General features: G+C 31.3%; 29 protein-coding genes. 3 read left to right on the top strand and 26 right to left on the bottom strand.

Annotated features, from left to right (window positions below; genetic code table 11):
• Window positions 1–2: 2 nt before the first annotated feature.
• The 3 genes from EDD60_RS14560 to EDD60_RS14550 form a co-directional block, all read right to left on the bottom strand.
• Complete coding sequence (locus tag EDD60_RS14560) at window positions 3–1,367, bottom strand: PFL family protein (protein WP_066450641.1); 1,365 nt, start codon at window positions 1,365–1,367, stop codon at window positions 3–5.
• Between the two features lie 11 nt (window positions 1,368–1,378).
• On the bottom strand, window positions 1,379–1,651 hold the full coding sequence (locus EDD60_RS14555) for an ACT domain-containing protein (RefSeq protein WP_066450639.1): 273 nt from the start codon (window positions 1,649–1,651) through the stop codon (window positions 1,379–1,381).
• Window positions 1,652–1,740: 89 nt separating this feature from the next.
• Window positions 1,741–2,058 carry a PTS sugar transporter subunit IIB gene (locus EDD60_RS14550; protein WP_066450637.1) on the bottom strand — a complete coding sequence of 106 codons (318 nt, stop codon included), beginning with the start codon at window positions 2,056–2,058 and terminating at the stop codon, window positions 1,741–1,743.
• A gap of 254 nt (window positions 2,059–2,312) precedes the next feature.
• Between EDD60_RS14550 and EDD60_RS14545 the strand changes: the two genes are divergently transcribed.
• Window positions 2,313–2,846, top strand: a complete 534-nt coding sequence (locus EDD60_RS14545) for a metallophosphoesterase family protein (protein WP_066450635.1) — start codon at window positions 2,313–2,315, stop codon at window positions 2,844–2,846.
• Window positions 2,847–2,861: 15 nt separating this feature from the next.
• On the opposite strand, the gene EDD60_RS14540 is transcribed toward EDD60_RS14545, so the two are convergent.
• The 8 genes from EDD60_RS14540 to yqeH form a co-directional block, all read right to left on the bottom strand.
• Complete coding sequence (locus EDD60_RS14540) at window positions 2,862–3,203, bottom strand: helix-turn-helix domain-containing protein (protein ID WP_066450633.1); 342 nt, start codon at window positions 3,201–3,203, stop codon at window positions 2,862–2,864.
• Window positions 3,204–3,316: 113 nt separating this feature from the next.
• Complete coding sequence (locus tag EDD60_RS14535; protein WP_066450631.1) at window positions 3,317–5,650, bottom strand: U32 family peptidase; 2,334 nt, start codon at window positions 5,648–5,650, stop codon at window positions 3,317–3,319.
• 41 nt (window positions 5,651–5,691) lie between these two features.
• Entirely contained in the window at window positions 5,692–6,381 is a 690-nt protein-coding gene (locus EDD60_RS14530; protein WP_066450630.1) for a 5'-methylthioadenosine/adenosylhomocysteine nucleosidase, read from the bottom strand.
• 2 nt (window positions 6,382–6,383) lie between these two features.
• Entirely contained in the window at window positions 6,384–7,097 is a 714-nt protein-coding gene (locus EDD60_RS14525) for a class I SAM-dependent DNA methyltransferase (RefSeq protein WP_066450629.1), read from the bottom strand.
• Window positions 7,094–7,441 carry a ribosome silencing factor gene (rsfS, locus tag EDD60_RS14520; RefSeq protein ID WP_066450626.1) on the bottom strand — a complete coding sequence of 116 codons (348 nt, stop codon included), beginning with the start codon at window positions 7,439–7,441 and terminating at the stop codon, window positions 7,094–7,096. The genes EDD60_RS14525 and rsfS overlap by 4 nt, the downstream gene beginning before the upstream one ends.
• Window positions 7,441–8,541, bottom strand: coding sequence for a nicotinate (nicotinamide) nucleotide adenylyltransferase (gene nadD, locus EDD60_RS14515; RefSeq protein WP_066450623.1), 1,101 nt, complete (start codon window positions 8,539–8,541; stop codon window positions 7,441–7,443). The genes rsfS and nadD overlap by 1 nt, the downstream gene beginning before the upstream one ends.
• Window positions 8,538–8,825 (bottom strand): ribosome assembly RNA-binding protein YhbY, encoded by a 288-nt coding sequence (gene yhbY, locus EDD60_RS14510; protein WP_066450621.1) that lies wholly within the window; start codon window positions 8,823–8,825, stop codon window positions 8,538–8,540. Before yhbY ends, nadD begins: the two co-directional genes overlap by 4 nt.
• 15 nt (window positions 8,826–8,840) lie before the next feature.
• Entirely contained in the window at window positions 8,841–9,941 is a 1,101-nt protein-coding gene (gene yqeH / locus EDD60_RS14505; RefSeq protein WP_066450618.1) for a ribosome biogenesis GTPase YqeH, read from the bottom strand.
• Between the two features lie 98 nt (window positions 9,942–10,039).
• Between yqeH and sigK the strand changes: the two genes are divergently transcribed.
• The gene (sigK, locus tag EDD60_RS14500) at window positions 10,040–10,723 is read left to right on the top strand and encodes an RNA polymerase sporulation sigma factor SigK (RefSeq protein ID WP_102135722.1); all 684 of its coding nucleotides are present in this window, start codon (window positions 10,040–10,042) and stop codon (window positions 10,721–10,723) included.
• Between the two features lie 24 nt (window positions 10,724–10,747).
• On the opposite strand, the gene parC is transcribed toward sigK, so the two are convergent.
• Together parC and parE are read right to left on the bottom strand one after the other, a co-directional pair.
• Window positions 10,748–13,375 carry a DNA topoisomerase IV subunit A gene (parC, locus tag EDD60_RS14495; protein WP_066450608.1) on the bottom strand — a complete coding sequence of 876 codons (2,628 nt, stop codon included), beginning with the start codon at window positions 13,373–13,375 and terminating at the stop codon, window positions 10,748–10,750.
• An 11-nt stretch (window positions 13,376–13,386) separates the two neighbouring features.
• Window positions 13,387–15,315 carry a DNA topoisomerase IV subunit B gene (parE, locus tag EDD60_RS14490; RefSeq protein WP_066450605.1) on the bottom strand — a complete coding sequence of 643 codons (1,929 nt, stop codon included), beginning with the start codon at window positions 15,313–15,315 and terminating at the stop codon, window positions 13,387–13,389.
• A gap of 170 nt (window positions 15,316–15,485) precedes the next feature.
• Between parE and plsY the strand changes: the two genes are divergently transcribed.
• Complete coding sequence (plsY, locus tag EDD60_RS14485; RefSeq protein ID WP_066450599.1) at window positions 15,486–16,094, top strand: glycerol-3-phosphate 1-O-acyltransferase PlsY; 609 nt, start codon at window positions 15,486–15,488, stop codon at window positions 16,092–16,094.
• 80 nt (window positions 16,095–16,174) lie between these two features.
• On the opposite strand, the gene EDD60_RS14480 is transcribed toward plsY, so the two are convergent.
• The 13 genes from EDD60_RS14480 to EDD60_RS14420 all read right to left on the bottom strand — a co-directional run bounded on the left by EDD60_RS14480 (window position 16,175) and on the right by EDD60_RS14420 (window position 25,454).
• Window positions 16,175–16,804: a histidine phosphatase family protein gene (locus EDD60_RS14480; RefSeq protein ID WP_243646693.1), complete on the bottom strand. Its 630-nt coding sequence runs from the start codon at window positions 16,802–16,804 to the stop codon at window positions 16,175–16,177.
• Window positions 16,805–16,840: 36 nt separating this feature from the next.
• Window positions 16,841–17,041 carry a YneF family protein gene (locus tag EDD60_RS14475; RefSeq protein WP_008789653.1) on the bottom strand — a complete coding sequence of 67 codons (201 nt, stop codon included), beginning with the start codon at window positions 17,039–17,041 and terminating at the stop codon, window positions 16,841–16,843.
• Between the two features lie 65 nt (window positions 17,042–17,106).
• Window positions 17,107–17,460: a sporulation inhibitor of replication protein SirA gene (locus tag EDD60_RS14470; protein WP_066450593.1), complete on the bottom strand. Its 354-nt coding sequence runs from the start codon at window positions 17,458–17,460 to the stop codon at window positions 17,107–17,109.
• 80 nt (window positions 17,461–17,540) lie between these two features.
• Window positions 17,541–19,289: an NADH-dependent [FeFe] hydrogenase, group A6 gene (locus tag EDD60_RS14465; RefSeq protein WP_066450591.1), complete on the bottom strand. Its 1,749-nt coding sequence runs from the start codon at window positions 19,287–19,289 to the stop codon at window positions 17,541–17,543.
• A gap of 9 nt (window positions 19,290–19,298) precedes the next feature.
• Window positions 19,299–21,098, bottom strand: a complete 1,800-nt coding sequence (locus EDD60_RS14460) for an NADH-quinone oxidoreductase subunit NuoF (protein ID WP_207905383.1) — start codon at window positions 21,096–21,098, stop codon at window positions 19,299–19,301.
• A 5-nt stretch (window positions 21,099–21,103) separates the two neighbouring features.
• Window positions 21,104–21,472, bottom strand: coding sequence for a (2Fe-2S) ferredoxin domain-containing protein (locus EDD60_RS14455; protein ID WP_066450582.1), 369 nt, complete (start codon window positions 21,470–21,472; stop codon window positions 21,104–21,106).
• A complete protein-coding gene (locus EDD60_RS14450) occupies window positions 21,469–22,002 on the bottom strand; it encodes an ATP-binding protein (RefSeq protein WP_066450579.1) in 534 nt (177 codons plus the stop codon). The genes EDD60_RS14455 and EDD60_RS14450 overlap by 4 nt, the downstream gene beginning before the upstream one ends.
• Entirely contained in the window at window positions 21,995–22,690 is a 696-nt protein-coding gene (locus EDD60_RS14445; protein WP_066450577.1) for a PHP domain-containing protein, read from the bottom strand. Before EDD60_RS14445 ends, EDD60_RS14450 begins: the two co-directional genes overlap by 8 nt.
• 2 nt (window positions 22,691–22,692) lie before the next feature.
• Window positions 22,693–23,040: a DRTGG domain-containing protein gene (locus EDD60_RS14440; protein ID WP_066450575.1), complete on the bottom strand. Its 348-nt coding sequence runs from the start codon at window positions 23,038–23,040 to the stop codon at window positions 22,693–22,695.
• Window positions 23,037–24,212, bottom strand: coding sequence for a [Fe-Fe] hydrogenase large subunit C-terminal domain-containing protein (locus EDD60_RS14435; RefSeq protein WP_066450573.1), 1,176 nt, complete (start codon window positions 24,210–24,212; stop codon window positions 23,037–23,039). The genes EDD60_RS14440 and EDD60_RS14435 overlap by 4 nt, the downstream gene beginning before the upstream one ends.
• Complete coding sequence (locus EDD60_RS14430; RefSeq protein ID WP_066450567.1) at window positions 24,209–24,616, bottom strand: ATP-binding protein; 408 nt, start codon at window positions 24,614–24,616, stop codon at window positions 24,209–24,211. The genes EDD60_RS14435 and EDD60_RS14430 overlap by 4 nt, the downstream gene beginning before the upstream one ends.
• Window positions 24,613–24,966 (bottom strand): hypothetical protein, encoded by a 354-nt coding sequence (locus EDD60_RS14425; RefSeq protein ID WP_066450565.1) that lies wholly within the window; start codon window positions 24,964–24,966, stop codon window positions 24,613–24,615. The genes EDD60_RS14430 and EDD60_RS14425 overlap by 4 nt, the downstream gene beginning before the upstream one ends.
• Window positions 24,963–25,454: an NADH-quinone oxidoreductase subunit NuoE family protein gene (locus EDD60_RS14420; protein ID WP_066450564.1), complete on the bottom strand. Its 492-nt coding sequence runs from the start codon at window positions 25,452–25,454 to the stop codon at window positions 24,963–24,965. Before EDD60_RS14420 ends, EDD60_RS14425 begins: the two co-directional genes overlap by 4 nt.
• Window positions 25,455–25,652: the final 198 nt, after the last annotated feature.

Below are 25,652 nucleotides of genomic sequence, written 5' to 3'. Positions count from 1 at the left end.
TTTTAATTTTTAAAACTATGGATTGGAGCCGGAATTCTTCCACCACGATCAATGAATTCATCACATGAAAATTCATTCACTGGCATAATTGGTGCATAACCTAATAAACCACCAAATTCAACAGTTTCTCCAACATCTTTACCAACAACTGGTATAATTCTAACAGCTGTTGTTTTTTGATTAATCATACCAATAGCCATTTCATCTGCAATAATCCCAGCAATTGTCTTTGCTGATGTTTTCCCAGGAATAGCAATCATGTCCAAACCAACAGAACATACACAAGTCATCGCTTCTAATTTTTCCAAAGTCAAAGCACCCGCTTCAACAGCATCAATCATACTTTGATCTTCACTAACAGGAATAAATGCGCCTGAAAGTCCACCTACATATGAAGAAGCCATAACTCCACCTTTTTTCACTTGGTCATTTAAAATTGCAAGCGCAGCTGTTGTTCCAGGTGCCCCTACTCTTTCAAGACCCATTTCTTGTAGACAATCTGCAATACTATCTCCAACAGCTGGTGTTGGTGCTAATGATAAGTCAATAATTCCAAAAGGAATATTCAATGCTGCTGAAGCCTCTCTAGCAACCAATTGTCCAACACGAGTAATTTTAAATGCAGTTTTCTTTACAGTTTCACATAACTCACCAAAATCTTTTCCTTTAGCAGTTTTAATCGCATTTCTCACAACGCCAGGACCACTGACTCCAACATTGATAATTGAATCAGCTTCACTCACACCATGGAATGCTCCAGCCATAAATGGATTATCATCAGGTGCATTACAGAAAACCACAAATTTAGCACAACCAATAGAATCATTTTCTTTTGTTAATTCAGCTGTTTCTTTAACAATTTCCCCAATTAATTTCACAGCATCCATATTAATTCCAGTTTTTGTTGAACCAACATTAACCGAACTACAAACAAGCTCAGTTTCACGCATTGCTTGCGGAATAGATTCGATTAATAAACGTTCTGCTTTTGTCATTCCTTTAGATACAATAGCACTATATCCCCCAATGAAATTAACTCCCACAACATGCGCACAACGATCTAAAGTATGTGCAATTTTAACAAAATCATCTGTACTATGGCATGCACTTGCACCAACAAAACCAATTGGTGTTACAGAAATTCTTTTGTTAACAATGGGAATACCATATTTCTTTTCAATAGCTTCACCAGTTTTCACAAGATCTTTGGCAATACTTGTGATTTTTTGATATATGTTTTGACAAAGAACATCAATATTTGCATCCATACAATCTAATAAACTAATACCAATTGTGATTGTACGCACATCTAAGTTCTCTTGTTCAATCATTTTATTTGTTTCGGCAACTTCAAATAAATTAATCATCTTTTTCCTCCTTAGATTCTATGCATTTTATTGAAGATATCTTCATGTTGCAATTTAATATTAACCCCAATTTCTTCACCAAGTTTTTCTAATTCCTCAGCAATTTCATAAAATTCACCCTTAGCATGACTTGCATCAACAATCATCATCATATTAAAAAATCCATCTAAAATTGTTTGAGAAATATCAAGAATATTAATTTGCGCATCAGCTAAATAAGCACAAACCTTAGCGATAATTCCTACTTGATCTTTTCCAACGACAGTTATAATTGCTTTTTCCATTTGTCTATCATCCTCCAATATTTTTTAATATTATAGCAAACCTTATCTCAAAAGGAAAGAAAAAAAGGAGCCAAGCTCCTTTTATTTGATTATTCTCCTAATAATTTCATTGCACGGTCAAATACAGCTTTACCGTTCATAGTTCCATAATCTCTCATATCGATAACATCAACTGGGATAGGTCCAGCTTTTCTTCCAGCTGCTAATTTTTCGATAGCTGCTTTTTGGAATCTTACTTGAGGGCCAAGTAAAATGCAGTCAACTTCTTCTAATACTCTAGGTGCATCAGAGAATGGTAATGCAAAGATTTTGCATTCAACACCAGCATCTTTAGCTGCTCCTTCCATTTTTGTTACTAATAAACTTGTAGACATTCCTGCAGAACATACTAATAAAATAGTTTTCATATTCGTTACTCCTTTTCTAGTTATTTCACTGATATTATTTTACCAACTTTTCCCTCGATTGTAAACACTTACGAAGCAATTTTTTTCTGTTTCAGAAAATATAAAGAATTAATCAGCAAAAAACGACTAAAAATATTCTGTATTTATGAAAAATCCCTGAATAAGTATCAAGATAATTGTGATAAATCAAAGAAGAACTCATTTCAATATGATTAAACTTATGATAAAATAGAAACAAGAAAAGAGATGGGATTATGAAAATTTTAGTTATTAGTGATAGTCATTTGTTTGGAAATGATTTACAACGTGTTGTAAAAAAATATCAACATCAAGTTGATTATATGGTTCATTGTGGAGATTCTTCTTTGCCAATGGACGATCCAGTAATTGAAAAATTTGATGTCGTTGTGAAAGGCAATCATGATTATGCTCCCTATCCAGCCTATCGTATTTTCCATCATATATGTATAACGCATGGTCATCTTTATCAAGTATATTATGGATATGATCAATTAATTGAACTTTGCCAACAACATCATTGTCGTATTTGTTTACATGGACATACTCATGTCCCTACTCATCAAATTCATCAAGGTATTCATTTTATCAATCCAGGAAGTTTAATGATGAATCGAGGAAGTTATGCTTATGGGACTTATGCTATTTTAACAATTGAAGATGACTCCATAAATGTCCAATATTTTCATCATCATAAAGATACATTGTGTCCTGATACAATATTAACAGAGGGTTTAGATTTATTAGAGGAATTTAAAACTCTTTTATAAAAAAACAAGACTAGCTTATTGACTGGCCTTGTTTTTTTCTTCTAATCTTTTACGTTTATATTCGATAATAAACATAACTTCTTTTAAATCTTCATCTGGTAATTCTGTTAAAAGTCGCGCAATATTAGCGATATTATAATAATCATATTTTTTACCGCTCATGATTTCTTCAACACTACGTCCATAAAGATGTGAAAGAATTTTTAATTCTCCAACAGTCACATCACGTTTCCCATTTTCAATATCTGAAATGGCAGAATGTGGAACATTAAGATGAGCAGCGACTTCTTTTTGTGTCAAATGTTTAAAGTTACGATAGGTTTTCAATCTTTTTGCTAAATCCATATCTATTGCCATAATGCCACCTCCATGGATTTATTATATCATTAAATATAGACGATATCAATTTAGAATTATAAAAAAATTCATTTGTAAAAAAGCATAAATACAATCTTTACCATTTTTCGATATTAATCTTTAAAATATCCTGATGTTGTTTTTATTTTCTCTTTTATTTGAGGCTTATTTCCATATTTGATAAATGAAATCATTTCATCAAAAACGAATTTTGTCGTTTGTTCATCTTCATTTGTAATATGTATAAATAATCCGCCAGCTTTTAATTTATCTAGCTGTTCTAAATAAAGTGTATGGCAATTTAATAAATGCATTCGGCATTGTTCATCACAGACAATATCAAAATGTTCGTTCTTTCGATCTACTAAAGCAAATTTTCCTTGTTTACAAATCTGACATTGTTTCTTTTGATAACCAAAATAATATTGTGATATTGGACAATAATCACTAATCATATTTTCAACTTTTCCATAGACTTGAACAATACACTTAGAAAAATCAGTTTGCATTTGATTGATATTTTTTAATGACATCTCTAAGGAAACAATTGTTGGTAACTGATAATGATGACTAGCATAAGAATTATAAACATTTAGCCCAGTTCCTACAATTCTTGAGTAATCTTTAAAAGCATCATAAGCTCCATAATCATTAACTAAGATCGTTTTGATATTTTGTTGCTTGATAATTGTTTTAATTTCATCGATTTCTTGTTTTTTACAAACTCGTGGAGTTGCTAAAATCAATTCTTTTTGATATGTTTGACAAATGTGGTTTGCTTTTTCAAGATTTGATTGATATGGGTAAACAATCAAAAAATCGGGATATTGACAAGCCCATTCTAATTGTTCAAGGGTACTGACCTGAACATAGATTTGGGTTGTTTTTTTAGCTTCTTGAATTGGTAGTTGTGGTAAAGATGGCATGTGTTTTTGATGAATTTGTTGATGTGATAATTGCTCACTTAATAAAAGAACTGCTTCTCGTCGTAATTCATTGAGTTCTTTAATTGGCATAATGATTTGATCATCAATGTCAATTGTCATTGTTTGGACATAAAATGGCGTCTGGCCTAATTTTGATAATTGTTTTTTTATTCTTTGTTCATCAAGAGGCGTTTTTAATGCCTTTTCCACCAAAGAAGGACTTTTCACTGTGATTTGATAATCACCTTGTTCAACTGTTAATTGAGCATTTTGTCCAATATGTGCATAAAAAGACATCTTTATCGCACTTTGACGATATTCTTTATCATATGTTTTTTGCATTTTTTCAATAACTTGTTTATCTATCGTCTTTCTTACCAATCCCTTTGAAACAGGAAAATCAAATTCAATTTCAACAGTATCCCCCTTTTTCCCCTGATTTACTAATTTTTTATTCAAGTAAATCTTATTAACAGGTCTACCTTTATCAATTTTTTCAAAAACAATACTATCTCCTTGATATAAATCATGTTGCAATAAAACTGACACACGTTTATGACTACGATCATAATAAACAACTTCACCAATCACAATTCCTTTATTCCCTGAATAATCACCATCTAAAAGATAAGTATCATGATTCATATATCCACTTGTATAATTGCGATTAAACATAGCTTTCATATAGGCAATATCTTCTTTTAAATCAACTTTTTTCTTAGCTAAATAGCTATCTATCGCATGGCGGTAAGCTTTTACAACACTAGCTACATATTCAGGACGTTTCATCCTACCTTCAATTTTAAAAGATGTTACACCTGCTTCAATTAACAATCCAACATGCTCAATCGTCATCATATCTTTAGGAGAAAGCAAATATGGAATTTTGTTTTCTAACAATTGACCATCTTTTTCTAAACGATATTGTAAACGACAGGGTTGAGCGCATGCTCCTCTATTTCCACTACGTTTGCCAATCATACTACTCATCAAACATTGCCCTGAATAACATACACACATTGCTCCATGGACAAAGACTTCGACTTCTAAAGAAGTTGATTGACAGATATCTCTAATTTCCTCAATTGTATTTTCTCTGGCTAAAACTATTCTTGTTGCTCCAAGTTGTTCAAAATAGTGGGCTGCATAAGGATTCATAATCGTTGACTGGGTACTCATATGAACATCAAAATCAGGAAAACATTGTCTTACAATATCAAACAAACCAATATCTTGAATAATCAAAGCATCGACTTGTAAATCATATAAATCTTGGATATAAGAAAATAATTGTTCAAATTCTTCATCTTTATATAATGTATTAACGGTTACATAAATTTTAACATGGTGTAAATGTGCATACTCAACAGCCCATTTCATTTGTTCATGATCAAAATTTTTTGCAAATGCTCGTGCATTAAATAAAGTTCCCCCTAAATAAATCGCATTAGCACCATTTTGTACTGCAGCAATTAACGATTCTTGATCTCCTGCAGGAGCTAATAATTCAATATTTTTCATAATTTCACCTCCAAAAAAGAAGCAATAACATGTCGTTATTGCTAAAACGTTGAAACAATTTCATAGCACATCTTGGCAGATGCGATACTTGCTTTTTTTAAATATTCATCAAATTGCATAGGACTTTCTCCTTTGTCAAAAACATCACTTAAAGAACGTGTGATAATAAAACGTTTGTTAAAGACATGACAAACTTGTGCAATCGAAGCAGCTTCCATTTCAGCACACATGGCTTCTGGGAAAGCTTTTTGAATAGCAGCGACTTGTTCCTTTCTGGCAATAAATTGATCACCAGAAGCAATTAAACCAACATGTGAAGGAATCTTTTGTTCTTGTAAAATTCCTTGTACACATGTCAATAATTTTTCATCAGGTAAAAAGATACATGGCATCCCTGGAACTTCTCCTAAAGCACGCCCAAAAGCTGTTACATCAACATCATGATGAATAACACCTGATGAAATAACAACATCACCGACATTTTGATCCTTATGCAATCCACCAGCTGATCCAATATTAATAACAACATCAATATCATAATGAGTTAATAATAAAGTTGTAGAAATAGCTGCATTAACTTTACCAATTCCACCTTGTAAAACAACAACCTGATGATAATTCATAACTCCTTCATAAAAAGTATATCCTTGATAATCCTTCTTTTCATATATTTCAACTAACTTCAAAATTTCCGCAACTTCTTCTTCCATTGCACCAATAATACCAATCATAACTATTCCTCTTTTCTACAAACAAAAATCACTCTTTCACAATCATCATGATATTCATCAAAATCACTATAATATTCAATTTTTTCAAATCCAACTTCTTTTAACCAATATAAATATTGTGCAACACTATAAGTCTTTTGATAATGTTCTTCATCAACAATCTCATGTTCAATCTTATCTTCTATATAAACATGATGATGAACATATCCTTCATCTAATAATTCAACATTCCATTCAAAAGCAAATTCTTCATCATCCTCTTTTTCACAATAATCCTTTAAAATAACATTCATCTTATAAAGACTATCAATATCAAAAATAAATGTTCCCTCTGCCTTTAATGATTGATAAACATTACGAAATGTTTGAATGACATCCTCAACATCTAATAAATAATTAATCGAATCACATAAACATAAAATCAAATCAACTTGATGAGAAGTCGAAAAATCACTCATATCTATTCTCTGTAAAATCAAATTAACATTTTCAGCCATAGCTTTTTGTTTAGCTACTTCTAACATATCTGTTGATAAATCAGTCGCAAAGACTGATTTTTTTCTTTTAGCTAAACGAATAGCCATTTCCCCTGTGCCACATCCAAGTTCCAAAACTTCATCAAATGAAGCATGATTCATGATAAAATTTTCATAATCATCATAAAATTGCGGTTCCATGAGACTATCATAATAATAAGCAAAAGTTTCATAACTCATTTTGCTAACATTCCTTCAACATTAATACGAGGCATATCTCCCCATAATTTTTCTAAATTATAATTTTCTCTTTCACTTGCTTCAAAAATATGACAAACAATATCACCTAAATCAATTAAAATCCATTTAGAATCTCTTAAACCTTCAACACTTTTTACTTCATAACCATGTTTATCACATTCATCTTTAATATTTTGTTGAATTGCATGCATCAATCTATCATTACTTGCTGTACACAATACAAAAGTATCAAAAATTGGACTTGCATCACGCATATCAATTGCTGTGATATGAGTTGCTAATTTATCATCCATTGCTTTAACAATACATTCTAATTTTGTCATTATATTTCTCCTCTCGTAATAAAATAATCATATATTTCATAAAAACATTCATCTATATCTCGATGATTTTTTGTTGAAAATTCATAAAAATCAATTAAAGAATCTCTAAATCCTTGATGTATATCTTGCTTACAAATAGCAATCTGTGCTGAAGAATCATAACCACGTAAAGGATCTAATTTATCTGCCACATAAACACATTTACCAATTGCTGACATCTTTGTTGACCCTGTTGTATGATGTTCAATTGCATCTAAAACAACTTTATCATCAATTAAATAGACATGTTCACTCACATAACGTGATACCCATTGATGCCAAATAGCAACCGGTTTATCAATATATTGTGGAAAATGAGCTTGCATAATTTGGCGAGACTTTTCATAGTCCATCTCCTTAGCAATATCATGAAACATTCCTGCAATATAAGCTTGTTTTTCATTTAAATGATTTGCCTTGGCTATTTCACTAGCTAACTTTGCAACACTGCATGTATGTTTCCAACGTTTTTCTTTCATTTGACTTGCTACGATTGTTTCTAAATAAAGACCTTGTGATGTGATATATCTTAAAACGTCTTTATCTAGTAATTCAACATGACCCTCTCTTACTGCACTACTTGATGCATCAATGGCTTCATTTTTTAAAAGCGTAAAATGAAAATTTGTTATTTGGTTCATATCAATTTCATAACCACCTCGATGAAAAGCCACAAGATGAACAAGTTCACTTATTTTTTTAGCTTCTTTCCATTTATAAAAGAGATTTGCTTGATCCATTCCCATAATATAATAATACTCATCATCTCTATGTTCTTTTATTAAACTTAAAATAGTATCAATAGTGTAGTTTTTTTCTTCACTGTCTTGTAATATCTCTATTGTATTAATGGTTAATTGCTTTTCATCTTTTAAAGCAATTTTCATCATTTCTAAACGCTCTTGCTGACTAGCACAATCTTTATCTTTCCATGGATTATTTTTTGTTGGAATCAATTGAACTTCATCTAATTGTAATTGTTTTAAAGCCATCTTAGCAATTTCAACATGGGCTTTATGAATGGGATCAAAACTCCCACCAAATAATCCTATCTTTCTCATGGTAATTTATACAACCCTTTATCACTTGCTTTATACAATACAATTGTATGTCCAATAATTTGAACAACATCTGATTTTGTTTGTACACTTAATTCTAAAGCAACTGTATTCACATCATCTGGACAACTATCAAGTAATTTCACCTTAATAAGTTCTTGTGCATCTAAAGCTTCTAAAACACCCTTTACTTGATTTGTATTCACACCATCTTTTCCAACTTGAAAAATAGCATTTAAATGATGTGCTTCTCCTCTTAAAAATCTTTTTTGTTTTCCTGTTAACATAACATCTTTCCTTTCTTATATAATAGCTTCTCTAATCATAACTGAAACTCTTGGTGGAACATAAACTCTCACCTTTCCTCCATGCGAAGAAATTGTCATAAATCCTAATCCTGAAATAACGATATCACATTTACCCTGAGGTAAAGTAAATTCATAAGCTTTCATATCTTGGATTGTATCAATCCCTTCAATTTCATATGTTAAAGTCATATGACGATTATATAAATCATCTGCTTTTTGTGTTTTTGTACGATGAATCTTTAAATTTCTAGAAAAATAAGCAATAAAACTTGCTTGATTACCTTCTAAGTAATCAATTCTTCCAAGCCCATCAAAATAAATTGTTTGCCCAACATTTAATTGATAAACCATTGGTCTTAATTCAGTTTGTGGAATCACTTTTTTAAGTTCTTGAGGTTTAATCATATGGGTCATTTGATTTTCATTCATGATTCCTGGTGTATCATATAATTTAGAATTTTCATCTAAAGGAATTTCAATTAAATTTAAAGTTGTTCCTGGAAATTCAGAAACAGTAATCAAATTTTGTTCTTCAACTTCTGCATAATGTTTTAATAAAGCATTAATAAAAGTAGATTTTCCAACATTCGTCATTCCTACAACATAAACATCTCGACCTTTACGATATGTATCAATTGCATCATAAATTGTATCTAAATTTAAGTTTTTCTTACCACTTGTAATAATAACATCAACTGGTTTTAAACCTTCTTCTTTCAACTGTCTACGAACCCAGTGTTCTAATTTTCTTTCTTTGACTGATTTAGGCAATAAATCACGTTTATTTGCTAAAACCAAAACATCATTAAAACCAATATGACGAATTAATCCTTGAATCAAACTCCCTTGAAAATCAAATAAATCAATCATATAAACAACCAAACAATCTTTTTCACCAACAAGTCCTAAAATTTCTAAAAAATCATCTTTACTCATATGTGTGTCTTGTAATCTATGATAATTTTTTAATTGAAAACAACGTTGGCATAAAACATGATCATGATTGATAGCCTGTTTAGGCACATAACCAATATGTTTTTCATCTTCACTTTGAATAATGGCTCCACAGCCATAGCATTTCATAACTTTTTCCATACTTACCTTCCTTCGTGACTATTGTACCCTATTTCTTCATATATGAAAAGACTAAACATAAACATCGACAATTTTCATATATTATTTTGAGGTGAATGATTTTGATGACACTAATTGCATTCTTACAACAATTCTTATTTGTTTCCTTTATTAAAACACAAGCCTTTAAACCCCAATTAACCGCAAAACAAGAAAGCGAATTACTTGAAAAATATTTTCAAGGTGATCAAGATGCTAGGAATCAGCTTATTGAACACAATTTACGCTTAGTTGCCCATATTGTTAAAAAATATGAGGGTGGTAAAGATTTACAAGAGGACCTTATTAGTATTGGAACGATTGGCCTAATTAAAGCAGTTGATAGCTATAAAAGTGATAAAGCGACAAAACTAGGCACTTACGCAGCAAAATGCATTGAGAATGAAATTCTTATGCATATGCGAGGAAATAAGAAAATCGCTCTTGATGTTTCTTTAAATGAAGTTTTAGGCGTTGACAAAGATGGTGGAGAAATGACCCTCTTAGATATTTTACCCACCGAACAAAAAGAAATTATCGATCAAATTCAAACAAATGATCAAATCCGTAAACTTCAAGAATATTTTACTCTATTAACTCCAAGAGAACAAGAGATTCTTATTAAACGCTATGGACTAAACAACCACCAGGTCTTAACCCAAAAAGAAATTGCAGCTAACATGCATATCTCTCGTTCATATGTGTCTCGTTTAGAAAAACGTGCTCTCATCAAGCTTTTAAAAGCTTATCTTAATGATAAGTAAAAGAATATGAGAATATCTCATATTCTAAAAATCACCACTAAATAAATCATCAAAAGAAATTGGTTCAAAATGTTTATCATCATCTTCTTCTTTTGGTGACTCTTTTTGAACTTGTTGAACAATTTGTGGTTCAACTTTTTCTTTGACATCATCTTGTTTAAATAAGTTTAAATCATCTTCAACTTCAAAGATAGCTGGTTTATCCAGTGTTTCTTCTTTAACAATCTTTAAATCATAAAGATCAGTTGATAATGCTTTTGGATTATAAATATAATTAATTATCTCATCTTTACATGCTGTTAATAAACTTGGTTTATTCATCAACTGTCCATAAGCAAAATCTTTCACAGTTATGGTTACATTTTGATTATTTGTTTCAATGACTAATTGATCTTGAGTTTCTAAAACAAAAGATGTCAAAGCATGAATTTGATTTGTTTTAGGTGATTTGAAAACAAGATTTCCTTTAGTTGCACGATTACAACTTGGAATATCAGAAATACGTAAACGTTTTATCCCTGGCTGATCACTTATCAAAAGATATGAGTCTGTTTTTAAAGGATTGAAAATATTCATAGATACAAGTTCATCATTTTTTAAATTCATTCCCTTAATACCACCAGCTTTAATTCCTAAGATTGAAATTTCTTCTTCACTATATAAGCAAGCATAACCAGCCTGACTTGTTAATACAATTCCTTGACGCCCATCACTTAATCCCACTTGAACAAGTGTATCACCATTTTTCAAATTCATACATTTCATTGATTTAGAATAACGTGTCACTTCAAAATCTTTTAATTGAACACGTTTCATTTGTCCTAAACGTGAAGCAAGAATAACATAAAGTGGTAAATCAAATGACTTCACAAGAATTGAAGCAATAACCTTTTCTTCAGGTGAAACTTTTATTAAATAACTAATATGTTTTCCTAGCTCTTTCCATTTAAATTCTTCTAAACGATGTAATGGAATATATAAATAATTTCCCTTATCTGTAAAAACTAATAATTTATCTAATGTATTTGCATAATGAAGATCAATTAAAACATCTTCATCTTTTTTACCAAATGGTGTATTTTCACTAGCTTTATAAGATCTTTGAGAGATTCTTTTAACATAACCATCTCTTGTGACTGAAACATAAATATCTTCTGGTAAAATCATTGCTTCCTCATTAATCGTAATTTCTAAGACTTCATCTTTAATTTCTGTTAAACGAGGTGTAGGATATTGTTTTTTAATTTGTTTTAATTCTGAAATAATGACTTTTCTTAAAACTTTATCACTTTCTAAAATTTCATGTAAACGTAAAATCAAAGCTTCTAATTCATTTTTTTCGTTTTCTAATGCAACAATATCAGTATTTGTTAAACGATATAGTTGTAACATCACAATAGCTTCTGCTTGCCTTTCTGAAAAAAGATATTGTTCTTGTAAATTTTTCTTGGCATCTTGTTTATCTTTAGAATGACGAATTGTATGAACCACTTCATCTAAAATAGAAACAGCCTTGATTAAACCATCAACAATATGTTTACGTTCTTCGGCTTTTTTTAAATCATAAAGCGAACGTTTGGTAATAACTTCAATCTGATGTTGGATATATCCATCAAGAATTTCAACAATTCCCATACAAACTGGTCTTTTATTTTTAATAGCAACCATATTGTAATTATAATTTTTTTGTAAATCAGTATTTTTATAAAAATAATTCAATGTATTTTGAACATCAACATCTTTTTTTAGATCAATCACAATACTTAAACCATTTCGATCTGATTCATCACGTACTTCAATAATTCCATCTACACTTTTATTAAAACGAATTTCATCTAATTTTCTAACAAGTTCAGCTTTATTGACTTCATAAGGAATTTCTGAAACAATAATTTTATTAATGTTTTTTTCTTCAACAATTTGTGTACGTGAACGCACAACAACCTTTCCTTTTCCTGTTTCAAAAGCTGTACGAATCCCTTTCTTTCCTTCCACAATCGCACCAGTTGGGAAATCTGGCCCTAATATATAATTCATTAAATCATCTAATGTACAATGAGGATGCAAAATACGATGAATTGTTGCATCAATGACTTCCTCTAAGTTATGTGGTGGAATGTCAGTTGCATACCCAGCTGAAATACCAGTTGCTCCATTAACAAGAATATTTGGATATTTAGCCGGTAAAACAGTTGGCTCATATTCAGTATCATCAAAGTTTAAAGCCATAAGTACTGTTTCTTTATCAAGATCTTTTAATAACTCTAAGGCAATTGGTGACAATCGTGCTTCAGTATAACGCATTGCCGCAGCTGGATCGTTATCAATCGAACCGTTATTTCCCTGCATATCAACAAGTGGAATACGCATTTTCCAATCTTGTGATAAACGAACCATTGCTTCATAAACCGAAGAATCTCCATGAGGGTGATAATTTCCAATAACATTCCCCACTGTCTTAGCAGATTTACGATAAGGTTTGTTATGGGTATTTCCTTCTTTAAACATAGCATATAAAATTCTTCTTTGAACGGGTTTTAAACCGTCTCTCACATCGGGTAATGCACGATCTTGAATAATATATTTAGAATATTTACCAAAACGATCACCCATAATATCATCTAATGATTGTGTTATGATTTTTTCTTTCATGCTTACCCTCCTTATTGATTAATAAAGAATGAATCTTCTAATGAGAATTGGACATTATCTTCAATCCATTCACGACGTGGTTCTACTTTATCCCCCATTAAAACAGAAACCCTTCTTTCGACTAAAGCTGCATCTTCAATTGAAACTTGAATTAACGTTCTGGTTTCTGGGTTCATTGTTGTTTCCCATAATTGATCAGCATTCATTTCTCCTAAACCTTTGTATCTTTGAACAGCATAACCACGACCAATTTTTTTCTTTGCTTCTTCTAATTCATCATCATCCCAAGCATAAACAACATCTTCATGTTTTCCACTCTTTTTAGAAACTTTATAAAGTGGTGGTAAAGCAATATAAACTTTACCTGCTTGAATTAAACCACGCATATAACGATAGAAAAAAGTAAGTAATAAAACTTGAATATGTGCTCCATCAGTATCAGCATCGGTCATAATAATGACTTTTGAATAATTGGAATCATCAGCATTAAAATCTGCCCCAACTCCAGCTCCAACTGTATTAATAATGGTACTGATTTCTTCGTTTTTTAAAATATCAGCCATAGCTGCCTTTTCTGTATTAACAACCTTACCACGCAATGGCAAAATCGCTTGATATTTACGATCACGGCCTTGTTTCGCACTACCTCCAGCAGAATCCCCTTCGACCAAATAAAGCTCTTTACGCTTCTTATCTTTTGATTGAGCAGGTGCTAACTTTCCACTCAATATCTTTTCGACTTTATTTCCTTTTCCTTTACGGGCTTCTTCACGGGCTTTTCTTGCTGCATTTCTTGCTTGTGATGCCTTAATCATTTTATTGATCAATTGATTAGCAGCTTCTTTATTTTCTTCTAAGAAATAATTAATTTGTTCATAAACAACATTTTCAACAATATTTCTTGCTTCTGGTGTTCCTAATTTAGATTTTGTCTGACCTTCAAACTGAAGTAATGACTCCGGAATTTTCACCGAAATAATCCCTGTCAATCCTTCGCGAACATCACTACCTTCTAAATTTTTATCTTTTTGTTTTAACAAACCGTATTTTCTAGCATATTCATTAAAAACTTTTGTAAAACCAGATCTAAAACCAGTTTCATGTGTTCCTCCATCACCTGTTCTTACAAGATTAACAAAAGAAATTAAATTTTCTTGATATCCATCCGTAAATTGAAAAGCGACTTCTACCTCAATAGGATTTGAGACATCATCAAATGAAACTGTTGTATGTAATGTTTTTTTATCATAATTTAAATATTCAATGAATGCTTCTAAACCATTTTCATATTGAAAAGATTCATGTTTATCAGTTCTTTCATCAATCACATTCATTTGAATGCCTTTTAATAAAAAAGCACTCTCTCTTAATCTTTCACAAATTGTTGAATAATTAAATTCAATTGTTGAAAAGATTTCAGGGTTAGGTTTAAAATGAATAGTTGTCCCAGTTTTGGTTGTTTTTCCAATGACTTTCAATTTAGAAATTTTCTTAGCCCCATCTTCAAATCTCTGCTGATGAATTTTTCCATCACGATAAACAGTCACTTCCAACCATTCACTTAATGCATTAACGACTGATGATCCAACACCATGCAATCCTCCTGATGTTTTATAACCACCATCTTCACTAAATTTCCCACCAGCGTGAAGAATCGTTAAAATAACTTCGGTTGTTGGTTTCCCTGAAGCATGCATTCCTGTTGGCATTCCACGTCCTTCATCTTCAACTTTAATACTATTATCTTTACCAATAGTGACAGTTATTTTATTACCATAACCTGCCAAGGCTTCATCAATTGAGTTATCAACGATTTCCCAAATAAGATGATGAAGTCCACGATAATCTGTAGAGCCAATATACATCCCTGGTCTTTTTCTAACAGCTTCAAGACCTTCTAAGATTTGTATGTTTGATTCATCATAATGATTCTTTTTCATTGATGATTTCCTCCTTTCGCAACTCATTAATTATACCAAAAAACTTTTCTTTACGCTACATGATTTTATGACTTCCACCTAAAATTCTCTTTTTATTTGTTTTATCAATCCTTTAAAAAGATTGATTTTTATGCCTATTTATGTATAATTATGAACGAGGATGTGAAAATATGGACGTATTTATTTATATATTATTAATTTTAATGAGTTATTTATATGGCTCAATTCCATTTGCTTTGGTCATTGGAAAATTATTTTATCATACTGATGTTAGAGAAAGTGGCTCTGGTAATCTTGGAGGAACAAATGCTGGACGTGTTCTTGGTAAGAAAGCTGGGATTGCTGTTATTATCTTAGATGCTTCAAAATGTTGTATCTCAGTCTTATTGTCACAAACAATTGCTGCTCATATGGGATTAAATGCTGATATTATTTATCCTTGTGCTTTGGCTTGTGTGATTGGACATTGTTATCCTATCTTTGCAGGATTTAGAGGTGGTAAAGCTGTTTCTGTAGCGATTGGATATGCTCTTGTTACAAATATTTATGCTTTTATTGTTGCAATCGTTGTTTTCTTAATAACTCTCAAGATTTCTAAATATGTATCACTTTCTTCTATCTTGGGTTCGACAACAATTTTATTGATATCACCATTTATTGGCTATAGTCATGTGGGAATCTTAACAAATGCTTGTATTGTTGCTTTATTAATTTATAAACATAAAGCCAATATTCAAAGAATAAAAAATGGGACTGAAAATAAAATTACATGGATGTAAAATAATGATTGAGTGAATGAAAATTCACTCTTTTTTTATAAAAAAAGAAGTATCACTGATACTTCTAAAAGACAATTAACTTATTTAGCAAAACTTGCATTCATTACATGTGGTAAATAATCATGTTGATTATAAGATAAGACATGGTAATATTGTCCATCATATTCAACACATGTTAGTGAACACCCTTCAACAACTTTTTGATTAATTTGGATAAAATCTTTTCTTTCTAAACGCAACATCACGGCCAACATAATAATAAAATACATTCCATGTGTCACAATCAAAACTTGACTTTGGGATGGCAACTTTGTTAAATCATTCAAAAAACTATTCACTCGTGCAATCACATCATCATAGCTTTCACCATTTTGAATACGTGTAAAAGCTTCAGGATGATTCCATAAGTTATCATAAATTTCATGATCAGTTAAATGAATATCAGCAATCTTACGACCTTCAAAATCACCAAAATTCATTTCCATTAAACGTTCATCTTGAATTAATTTGTTTTCATCAAACAATAAAGATGCTGTATGATAGGCTCTTAATATGGGACTAGTATAAATATAATCAAACTTCAAATGAGAATCATGAAGATATTTTTTTAATGCTTGGGCATTTTCAATGCCTTCTTGAGTTAAAGGTGAATCTAAACGTCCTTGTAATCTTTTTTCTTGATTCCAAAGCGTTTTCGAATGCCTCGTCAAATATATTTTCATATAACAAAAAATAAGGGTCTACCCTTATTTATATTGATCATTGATACTTTTCATAATTCTCTTGATTTGAGTCTCGTTTGGTTTACGTCCCATTTCCATAAACATTGCACGAATCATTTTTTCATTAATTGGTGGATTCTTCTTTAAGTTTTTCTTGAAAACATAACGAGAAGCAAAGAATCCTATAACAAGACCCACAGCAAGTCCTAAAAATCCATATAACATTTTTCAATCCTCCATTTCAATTACTCGTCTATTATAGCATAGAATGATTTCATTTGTAAAACCAATTATGTCATAATCATATAAAAGTTTTTAGAAAAAGCCTTCATTTTATCAAAAATGATATGATTTTGACCATTTTCTTCAACATCTATATCATATTCATTCATTGTTAGTGTCACTTTATCCTCTGTAATGTGATTATATAATAGATGTATTCCATGATAATAAGAATAATCATCTCGTTGTTGAATAGATTTTAAAAGCTTTTCTTTTTCTTCTCCTAATGGTTTAAATATTAATTCAACCTGCTTTGTTTCATATGTATTATTTTGATGAGTATATAATAAATCAACCAATTGAGGATAAACATCAACCATATCAACATATTTATCTTTTAAATAAACAATTTTATATTTCATATTTCATCACCAAATTCATTATAATTGATAAACACTTTGAAATTTGTCAAAAAAGGTTCCAAAACGGAACCTTTTTACGATTATTTATATTTATCTTTTTTCTCATAAGTTGTATGCAACAAACTATGTGCCAAATGAGAGTTTGGATGTCCCAAGAAATCTTCATAAAGCTTTTGAATTTGGGTATTCTTATGAGATTTTCTGGCTGGCATTGCACGATCTTCATCATATAAGGCTTTTGCTCGAGCACCTTTAAAATCAAAACCACTATTACGAATCATTGCATTGACATAAGATTGTCCTCCACCATTAATACATCCACCTGGACATCCCATAATTTCAATGAAATGATATTTTGATTTTCCAGCACGAATATCATCTAATAATGGTTTAGCAATCTGCATACTATGTGCCACAGCAACATTGACTGTTAAATCACCAACTTTTAAACTTGCTTCTTTTAACCCACGTTGTCCTCTTACTGCATGATATTCAATATTATCTAAATCTTGTGAAGTTAAAACATCAACAACTGTACGTAAAGCGGCTTCCATGACACCACCACTTGCCCCAAAGATAACAGCAGCACCAGTATATTCACCAAACATATCCTGATCAAATTCTTCATCTTTTAAATCAACGAAGTTAACTCCAAACATTTTAATCAGTTTACCTAATTCTCTTGTTGTTAAAACTGCATCAACATCTTTCATTTCATCTTTGATCATTTGTGGTCTTTCTTTTTCACCTTTTTTAGCAACACAAGGCATAATAGAGACAACATAGATATTCTTTGGATCTAACTGATATGTTTTGGCATAATGTGATTTAATCATTGCTCCTAACATCATATGAGGTGATTTACATGTTGAAAGATGATCTAATAGATCTGGATATTCTTTTTCACAATAATTAATCCATCCTGGTGAACAAGATGTAATCATTGGTAAAACGCCACCTTCTTGAACACGATGTATAAATTCATAGCCTTCTTCCATAATTGTTAAATCAGCCCCAAAGTTTGTATCATAAACTTTATCAAAACCTAAAAGTTTTAAAGCTGCAACCATTTTCCCAGTCACACGCGTTCCAATTGGCATTCCAAATTCTTCACCTAAACTTGCTCTAACTGCTGGTGCAGTTTGTACAACAACATGCATATTTGGATCATTTAAAGCCGCAATAACATTATGAATTTCTTCTTTTTCATGTAACGCTCCAACTGGACAAACATTGATACATTGACCACATTGCATACAATTAACATCATTAAAACTACGATCAAAGACTGGACCAATTTTAGTTTTAAAACCACGTTCCATAAAATCTAAAACACCTAATCCTTGATGTTTTTGACAAGCTGCTACACATCGCCCACATAAAATACATTTCGAAGTGTCTCTTACTACACCTGGTGATACTTCATCAAATGTAGGTACTGTTTTTTGCCCTTTAAACGCATCTTCTCTTACCCCTAATTCTTGACATAGTCTTTGTAATTCGCAGTTTGTATTACGAATACAAGATAAACAATCCTTAGAGTGATTAGAAACAATTAATTCGACAACACGTCTACGCGCATCCAAAGCACGCATAGAATTTGTTTTGACAACCATTCCTTCTCTTACAGGATATACACAAGCAGCACAAAGGTTTCTTGCTCCTTCTACTTCGACTTGACAAACACGACAAGCCCCTGTTCCTGTATAATCCTTTAAATAACATAAAGTAGGAATATGAATACCATTTTCTCTTGCCACTTCTAAGATTGTTTTTCCTTCATATGCTTCAACTTGGCGATTGTTAATTGTTAATTTTATTTTTCCCATTTCATCCACCTACTTTCTAGAAATCACATTAAAGTGACAAGCTTTGAGACAGTTACCACATTTAATACATTTATCCTGATCAATATGATAAGCTACCTTACCAAGTTCACCATCAATAGCATTTGCTGGACATTGTCTTGCACAAAGTCCACACTTACGACATTTATCAGCATCAATTTCATATGATAATAATGCTTTACAAACTCCTGCTGGACATTTTTTATCAACAATATGAGCAATATATTCATCTCTAAATTGTGAAATTGTTGATAAAACTGGATTTGGTGCTGATTGTCCTAATCCACACAAAGCTGTATCTTTAATGGTATGAGCTAATGTTTCAAGTTCTTCAAGTGATTCCATTGTTCCCTTGCCATCACAAATATCTTCCAATATTTCAAGCATACGTTTTGTTCCAATACGACAAGGTGAACATTTACCACATGATTCATCAACAATAAAATCCATATAGAACCTAGCCACATCAACCATACAGTTATCTTCATCTAAGACAATCATTCCACCTGAACCCATCATTGAGCCAAGCTTAATCAATTCATCAAAACCAATTGGTGTATCTAGTTGTTTTTCTGTTAAACATCCACCTGATGGCCCTCCAGTTTGGACAGCCTTAAATTGTTTACGGTTTGGACATCCTCCACCAATTTCATAAATAACTTCACGTAATGTTGTTCCCATTGGAACTTCAACAAGTCCAGTATTAGTAATCTTACCACCTAAAGCAAAGACCTTTGTTCCTGATGATGATTCCGTTCCAATTGATTTAAACCATTTTGCACCATTAATAATAATTTGTGCTACATTGGCATAAGTCTCAACATTATTAATAATTGTTGGTTTTCCCCAAACACCACTATGAGCTGGGAATGGTGGTTTTGGACGAGGCATTCCTCTTTCTCCTTCAATAGATTGAATCAAAGCCGTTTCTTCACCACAAACGAAAGCCCCAGCCCCTAAACGAATTTCCAAATCAAAATTAAATCCTGTACCAAAAATATTCTCACCTAATAAACCTAATTCTTTTGCTTCATTAATAGCATGTTTCAATCGTTCTACAGCAATTGGATATTCAGCACGAATATAAATATAGCCATAATGAGCCCCAATCGCATAAGCTGCAATCGCCATCGCTTCAATAACACTATGTGGATTTCCTTCCAAAATTGAACGATCCATAAATGCCCCAGGATCACCTTCATCAGCATTACAAATAACATACTTTTCTGGTCCTGGTTCATTTAAGGCAAATTGCCATTTCAATCCAGTAGGGAAACCTCCACCACCACGGCCTCTCAAGCCACTCTCTTTGATTTCATCAACAACTTGTTGAGGCGTCATTTCTGTTAAAACCTTACCTAAAGCAAAATAACCATCCTTAGCAATATATTCTTGAATATTTTCCGGATCAATCACACCACAATTATGCAATGCAATACGTTTTTGTTTAGAATAGAATTTTGTTTTGTTAATATCATGAATTTCATTTGTTTCTTGATCAGATTCATTAAGCATCAATCGTTGAACAGGACGTCCTTTATAGAAATGTTCCATCACTATTTCTTTAACATCCTCAACTTTTACTGATTTATAAATAATATTATCAGGATAAATAGACACATTTGGTCCAACCCCACAAAGTCCTAAACATCCAGTACGTAAAACACTTACTTCTTTTTCCAATCCCATAGATTTGATTTCACTTTTAAAAGCTTCTATCAAATCACCAGAATTTCCAATACTACAGCCCGTACCAGCACAGACCAATACTTGTATTCTCTCCATGTCCATCCCTCCTACTTCTTATATTTACCAACTGTATATTCATCAACAACTTCATCATTCATCAAATGACGCAAAACAATTTCTTTTGCTTTTTTGGCATCAATTAAAACATATGTTGTTTTATGATCATCTTTATCATAGACTTCAACAATAGGCTCAAGTGTACACATTCCAATACAACCTGTTTGTAAAACTGTAACTGGTAATTTTGCTTTAGCAACTTCTTCAACAATTGTATTTAAGACAGGACGTGCTCCTGCTGCAATTCCACATGTTGCCATACCTACAACAACACGGTATTTTGTATCATCTTCCATACGCATTGTCATTTTATTTTGTGCAGCCTCTCTAATCTTTTTTAAATCCTCTAGTGATTTCATTTTCTTAATCCCTCCTTCATATAATCTTTAATCCATAAAAGGACTTCAGGTTCAGTAATCTTTACATCACCTAGAATCTCTTTCATTTCCTTTGTTTTCATTTCAAAAGAAAATTCATCTGTTATATATACAAACTCATAATCAATTTGATCATTCGCTTGAATTAAGGTTATTATTGTATCAATGATATTACCCATTACAGGCGTATCAATATGATTTTTGACAAACATCGCACTAACATGAGTTCCTTGATGAAGTTTTGAATTCATTTTTAGATAACCACCAGTTAATTCAGCATTTTGTTTAAAAAGTGGAATGCCTAAACCAACTTTGCGAGTTGTTCTGGTTGTATAAAAAGGATCAGTTACTTTTTCTATGGTTTCTTTATCCATTCCACAACCATTATCTATGATATCTATAAGAATATGATTTTGATTCACACTATCTTCAATACGAATTTGAATGAGCGTTGCCTTTGCCCGAATAGAATTATAAGCTATATCTAAAATGTTCAATGCTAACTCATCCATAGCGCTTCCTCCATAAACCAAAAAATTCTTTTTCATCAAATTGATGAATAGGTTCACTAATCATTTCTAAACGATGGGCATCACTATTCATTAACCAAAATTGATTTTTTAAATAAGGAAATCTTTCCATCAATAAAGTTCGATGATCCTCTTTTGTCACTTCTATTCCATCAATATCTAAATCTTCATCAATTCTCATAAAAACATTCATGATTGAAAATCGTTCACTCATAGCATGAGCCAAAATAGCAATTCCGTGATGATGATGAATCCAATCAATAATCTCAACTAATGATAAATCCAATGATTTAATCAATAACCTTCTTTCTTCATTCACGACTTCATCTACTTCATTAAATATATATTGATGACCAAAATAATATTCATCATTAGGTTCTTCAATTAAATAACAATCAAGAAACGCTTGAAAAGTATCCAATAATTGTTTATCTAAAAAATAAGCTAACACATGAATTTCTTCACGACTTTGAATTTCAACACCATAAATAAAACGAATCTTATCCTGAGCCACATCAGCTAAATGATAAAGTTGTTTGACTGAATTATGATCAGTAATGGCAATCAAGTCTAATTCTTTTAAACAAGCCATATTGACAATATTATTAAGTGTCATATCATCATCGCTACAAGGCGATAATGCCGAATGAATATGCAAATCATAAAACATTCTTATATACCTGCTGCAGTTAATTTTCGAATCAGAGTATAAGCATCATCCTTAGTTGAAAATAAAGGTAAATCTAATTCATTTACTTTTGAAATTGCTTCATCATCAGGCATAAGTCCTTCAACAAAAATAATTCCTGAAAAATCTAACATCTGGGCAACTGCAATAGCATTCACATGAGTTTGAACAGTTATCCATAAGAATTGTTCATCCGCTTTACCAAGAACCATACTTAATAAATCACCAACATACATACCTTGGACTTCTCGATCAAGTGATTGTTCATTAATAAGTGTTAAATCAACCTTAGAAACAATTTCTTTTAAGTTTTTACTTTCATCTAAATTCATTTCTCATCACCTTTTTTTCTAACTCGACAAACTTGAATATCAACTTTATGATCAACAATACTTTGAGCTAGGCTACGACAATTAGCAAAACCACATGCCCCACAATCATATTGAGGTAATAATTCTAAAATATCATTAACTTTAGCAAACCAAGCCATTCGTTCTTTCATTGATAACATTTCTTGATGATCTAATTGACGATGAATACGATATTCCTCATCATTTAACTTAAGATCACTTAATGTATATTGTTCCATCATACTTTCAATATTGTAACTGCCTTCAAAAGGATTTGACCATAAATAATAGCCACCAATACATCCTTGATAACAAGCAAACATCGCAACTAAATCAATGTGTTGAATTTGATCAAATTCAATTAAATCTAATAAACTTCGACTTTGATTTAACCCTTCAACTCTAACAATAGACATACTCCTATTTCCAAATAAATCTTCAACATTACTTTTAACGCCTTCTCTATTCATTTCAATTGGATATTTTTGATTACTTTTTAATTTATTAATTTTAGGAAAGACATGGGAAATTGTCATTGCATAATCAATAGCAGATTCCATATTTCCAAAAGGTTCTTTAGCTAGCATCATTTTTCCTACACATTCACATAAAGAATAAATTCCAACATCTTGACCTTGATGTTTTTTTCTAATTCTTCTTGCTGCAATTTCTACAGGATAATCATAAGGTAAAATACGATCATATAATGTTGGATAATTTTTTTCAATCAATTGATTGATGGTTGGACAAAATGAAGTCAACCATAAACCAGGTTTTTGATGACTTTCCTCAATAGCTTTATTATATAAATAACCTTCAATGTCACTATATTGTTCAATTTCATCAAAACCTAACTCTAAGATAGCTTGACAGATTCTTTGAAAATCTTCATAAGATTTCATATCAGATAATAAACTGGTTGGAATTAACGCAATATTATATTGATGATTCTTCATCGTCTCATTCATATGAGCACTTTGAACTTTTAAAACACGAGATGGGCAGTTTTGAATACAAACATCACAATGAATACATTTGCTTTCGTCAATATTCACTTGGTGATTAACAATTGAAATAGCATCCATAGGACATGATTTTAAACATTTAATACAATGAGTACACTTTGTATCTAAATAACTAATCACTGGTTTCATACAAAACTCATTTTTAAATGTGTGCCTTCTTTTGAAGATTGAATATCAAATGTTGAAGCACAATTTTTCATATTATCAAGTCCCATTCCTGCACCAAAACCAAATTCTCTCGCTTTTTTAGAAGCTGTTGAATAACCCGGTGTCATCGCTAGTTCAATATCTGGAATACCTGGTCCGACATCATCAAAACTCAAATGGACAACACCCTCATCATCGATTTCAAATGTAATTACTCCACCATCTGAATGAATAACCAGATTAATTTCCGCTTCATAACATGCGATTGAAACTCTTTTTAAGACCTTTGGATCTAATCCCAAAGTCTTTAATGTCATTTTTATATCACGTGAAGCTTGTCCAGCATCTTCATAATTATCTTTTTCTATTTGATATGTCTTTCTCATTTGCCTAAACCTTTTTCATATAAACGACCACATGTCTCATACATTGTATAATTTGTTACAAAGACACTCACATTACTCATCTTTGCACCTTGAATCATATGCTCATCAATTGTTTTTCCTCTTACAATTAGGATAGCTGCTAAATCTAAAGTATTAGCAGTATGAAAGATTTGCATATTCGCTAAACCAGTAATCAATAATTCTGTCTCATCAGCATCTCTTAAATGACATAGGGCATCAGACATCAAATCAGTTCCAAAAGCATCTTGGAAATCAATTTCATAAACATGAGGGCTATCAATATAAAGTTCTCGACCATCAACAATATCTAAAATTTCTTGAAGTTTCATGCAGGTGCTTCCTCTTTTTTATAATTCAATACCAGCATCTTCAAATCTTCCAACTGTTTCGTACATCCAAAAACGGTTCCATCCACACTTACAACAGGTGCCAATCCACATGCGCCCACACAACGTGTTGCATCTATTGAAAAGATACCATCAGCACTTGTTCCATTGACTGGAGCTCCTGTCATTTCAACTAACAAATCCAAAATTGTTTGTGAACCATTAACATAACAAGCTGTTCCTAAACAAACACTAATAACATGTTTTCCTTTAGGTTCAGTTGTAAATTGCGAATAAAATGTCACAACACCATAAATTTTGGAAATAGGGATTTGTAATACTTCACTCATTCTTTCCATTGCTTCAAAAGGAATATACCCTAATTCTCTTTGAATCTCATGTAAAATAAGTTTTGTTGGACCCTTTTCATCTTTATGCTTATAGATAGTATCATCTATAAAATCTAAAGACTTTTGATTCAATTTTTTCATACTTTCACCTCATTCTTTTAATCTATTTTTATTATAACATAGGTATGCAAAAGAATGAAAGCGTTTTCTTTATGAACATAAAAAGAAAAACTGCTAATAAATATGACTATTTAAAATTTAACGTGGTTTGAACTGACTACACATTATCGTGTGGTCTTTTTCTATTCTCCAATATTCTAGCTATAATTATTTATGGGG

This window comes from Longibaculum muris, assembly GCF_004343035.1.
Taxonomy (GTDB): Bacteria; Bacillota_I; Bacilli_A; order Erysipelotrichales; family Coprobacillaceae; genus Longibaculum; species Longibaculum muris.
This window is presented reverse-complemented; position numbering and strand designations above follow the sequence as displayed.

What these genes read in the sequence shown, in the direction of transcription:
- EDD60_RS14560 (WP_066450641.1), bottom strand. Translation starts at nt 1,367, where the DNA reads ATGATTAATTTATTTGAAGTTGCCGAAACAAATAAAATGATTGAACAA.
- EDD60_RS14555 (WP_066450639.1), bottom strand. Translation starts at nt 1,651, where the DNA reads ATGGAAAAAGCAATTATAACTGTCGTTGGAAAAGATCAAGTAGGAATT.
- EDD60_RS14550 (WP_066450637.1), bottom strand. Translation starts at nt 2,058, where the DNA reads ATGAAAACTATTTTATTAGTATGTTCTGCAGGAATGTCTACAAGTTTA.
- EDD60_RS14545 (WP_066450635.1), top strand. Translation starts at nt 2,313, where the DNA reads ATGAAAATTTTAGTTATTAGTGATAGTCATTTGTTTGGAAATGATTTA.
- EDD60_RS14540 (WP_066450633.1), bottom strand. Translation starts at nt 3,203, where the DNA reads ATGGCAATAGATATGGATTTAGCAAAAAGATTGAAAACCTATCGTAAC.
- EDD60_RS14535 (WP_066450631.1), bottom strand. Translation starts at nt 5,650, where the DNA reads ATGAAAAATATTGAATTATTAGCTCCTGCAGGAGATCAAGAATCGTTA.
- EDD60_RS14530 (WP_066450630.1), bottom strand. Translation starts at nt 6,381, where the DNA reads ATGATTGGTATTATTGGTGCAATGGAAGAAGAAGTTGCGGAAATTTTG.
- EDD60_RS14525 (WP_066450629.1), bottom strand. Translation starts at nt 7,097, where the DNA reads ATGAGTTATGAAACTTTTGCTTATTATTATGATAGTCTCATGGAACCG.
- rsfS (WP_066450626.1), bottom strand. Translation starts at nt 7,441, where the DNA reads ATGACAAAATTAGAATGTATTGTTAAAGCAATGGATGATAAATTAGCA.
- nadD (WP_066450623.1), bottom strand. Translation starts at nt 8,541, where the DNA reads ATGAGAAAGATAGGATTATTTGGTGGGAGTTTTGATCCCATTCATAAA.
- yhbY (WP_066450621.1), bottom strand. Translation starts at nt 8,825, where the DNA reads ATGTTAACAGGAAAACAAAAAAGATTTTTAAGAGGAGAAGCACATCAT.
- yqeH (WP_066450618.1), bottom strand. Translation starts at nt 9,941, where the DNA reads ATGGAAAAAGTTATGAAATGCTATGGCTGTGGAGCCATTATTCAAAGT.
- parC (WP_066450608.1), bottom strand. Translation starts at nt 13,375, where the DNA reads ATGAAAGAAAAAATCATAACACAATCATTAGATGATATTATGGGTGAT.
- parE (WP_066450605.1), bottom strand. Translation starts at nt 15,315, where the DNA reads ATGAAAAAGAATCATTATGATGAATCAAACATACAAATCTTAGAAGGT.
- plsY (WP_066450599.1), top strand. Translation starts at nt 15,486, where the DNA reads ATGGACGTATTTATTTATATATTATTAATTTTAATGAGTTATTTATAT.
- EDD60_RS14475 (WP_008789653.1), bottom strand. Translation starts at nt 17,041, where the DNA reads ATGTTATATGGATTTTTAGGACTTGCTGTGGGTCTTGTTATAGGATTC.
- EDD60_RS14470 (WP_066450593.1), bottom strand. Translation starts at nt 17,460, where the DNA reads ATGAAATATAAAATTGTTTATTTAAAAGATAAATATGTTGATATGGTT.
- EDD60_RS14465 (WP_066450591.1), bottom strand. Translation starts at nt 19,289, where the DNA reads ATGGGAAAAATAAAATTAACAATTAACAATCGCCAAGTTGAAGCATAT.
- EDD60_RS14460 (WP_207905383.1), bottom strand. Translation starts at nt 21,098, where the DNA reads ATGGACATGGAGAGAATACAAGTATTGGTCTGTGCTGGTACGGGCTGT.
- EDD60_RS14455 (WP_066450582.1), bottom strand. Translation starts at nt 21,472, where the DNA reads ATGAAATCACTAGAGGATTTAAAAAAGATTAGAGAGGCTGCACAAAAT.
- EDD60_RS14450 (WP_066450579.1), bottom strand. Translation starts at nt 22,002, where the DNA reads ATGGATGAGTTAGCATTGAACATTTTAGATATAGCTTATAATTCTATT.
- EDD60_RS14445 (WP_066450577.1), bottom strand. Translation starts at nt 22,690, where the DNA reads ATGTTTTATGATTTGCATATTCATTCGGCATTATCGCCTTGTAGCGAT.
- EDD60_RS14440 (WP_066450575.1), bottom strand. Translation starts at nt 23,040, where the DNA reads ATGAATTTAGATGAAAGTAAAAACTTAAAAGAAATTGTTTCTAAGGTT.
- EDD60_RS14435 (WP_066450573.1), bottom strand. Translation starts at nt 24,212, where the DNA reads ATGAAACCAGTGATTAGTTATTTAGATACAAAGTGTACTCATTGTATT.
- EDD60_RS14430 (WP_066450567.1), bottom strand. Translation starts at nt 24,616, where the DNA reads ATGAGAAAGACATATCAAATAGAAAAAGATAATTATGAAGATGCTGGA.
- EDD60_RS14425 (WP_066450565.1), bottom strand. Translation starts at nt 24,966, where the DNA reads ATGAAACTTCAAGAAATTTTAGATATTGTTGATGGTCGAGAACTTTAT.
- EDD60_RS14420 (WP_066450564.1), bottom strand. Translation starts at nt 25,454, where the DNA reads ATGAAAAAATTGAATCAAAAGTCTTTAGATTTTATAGATGATACTATC.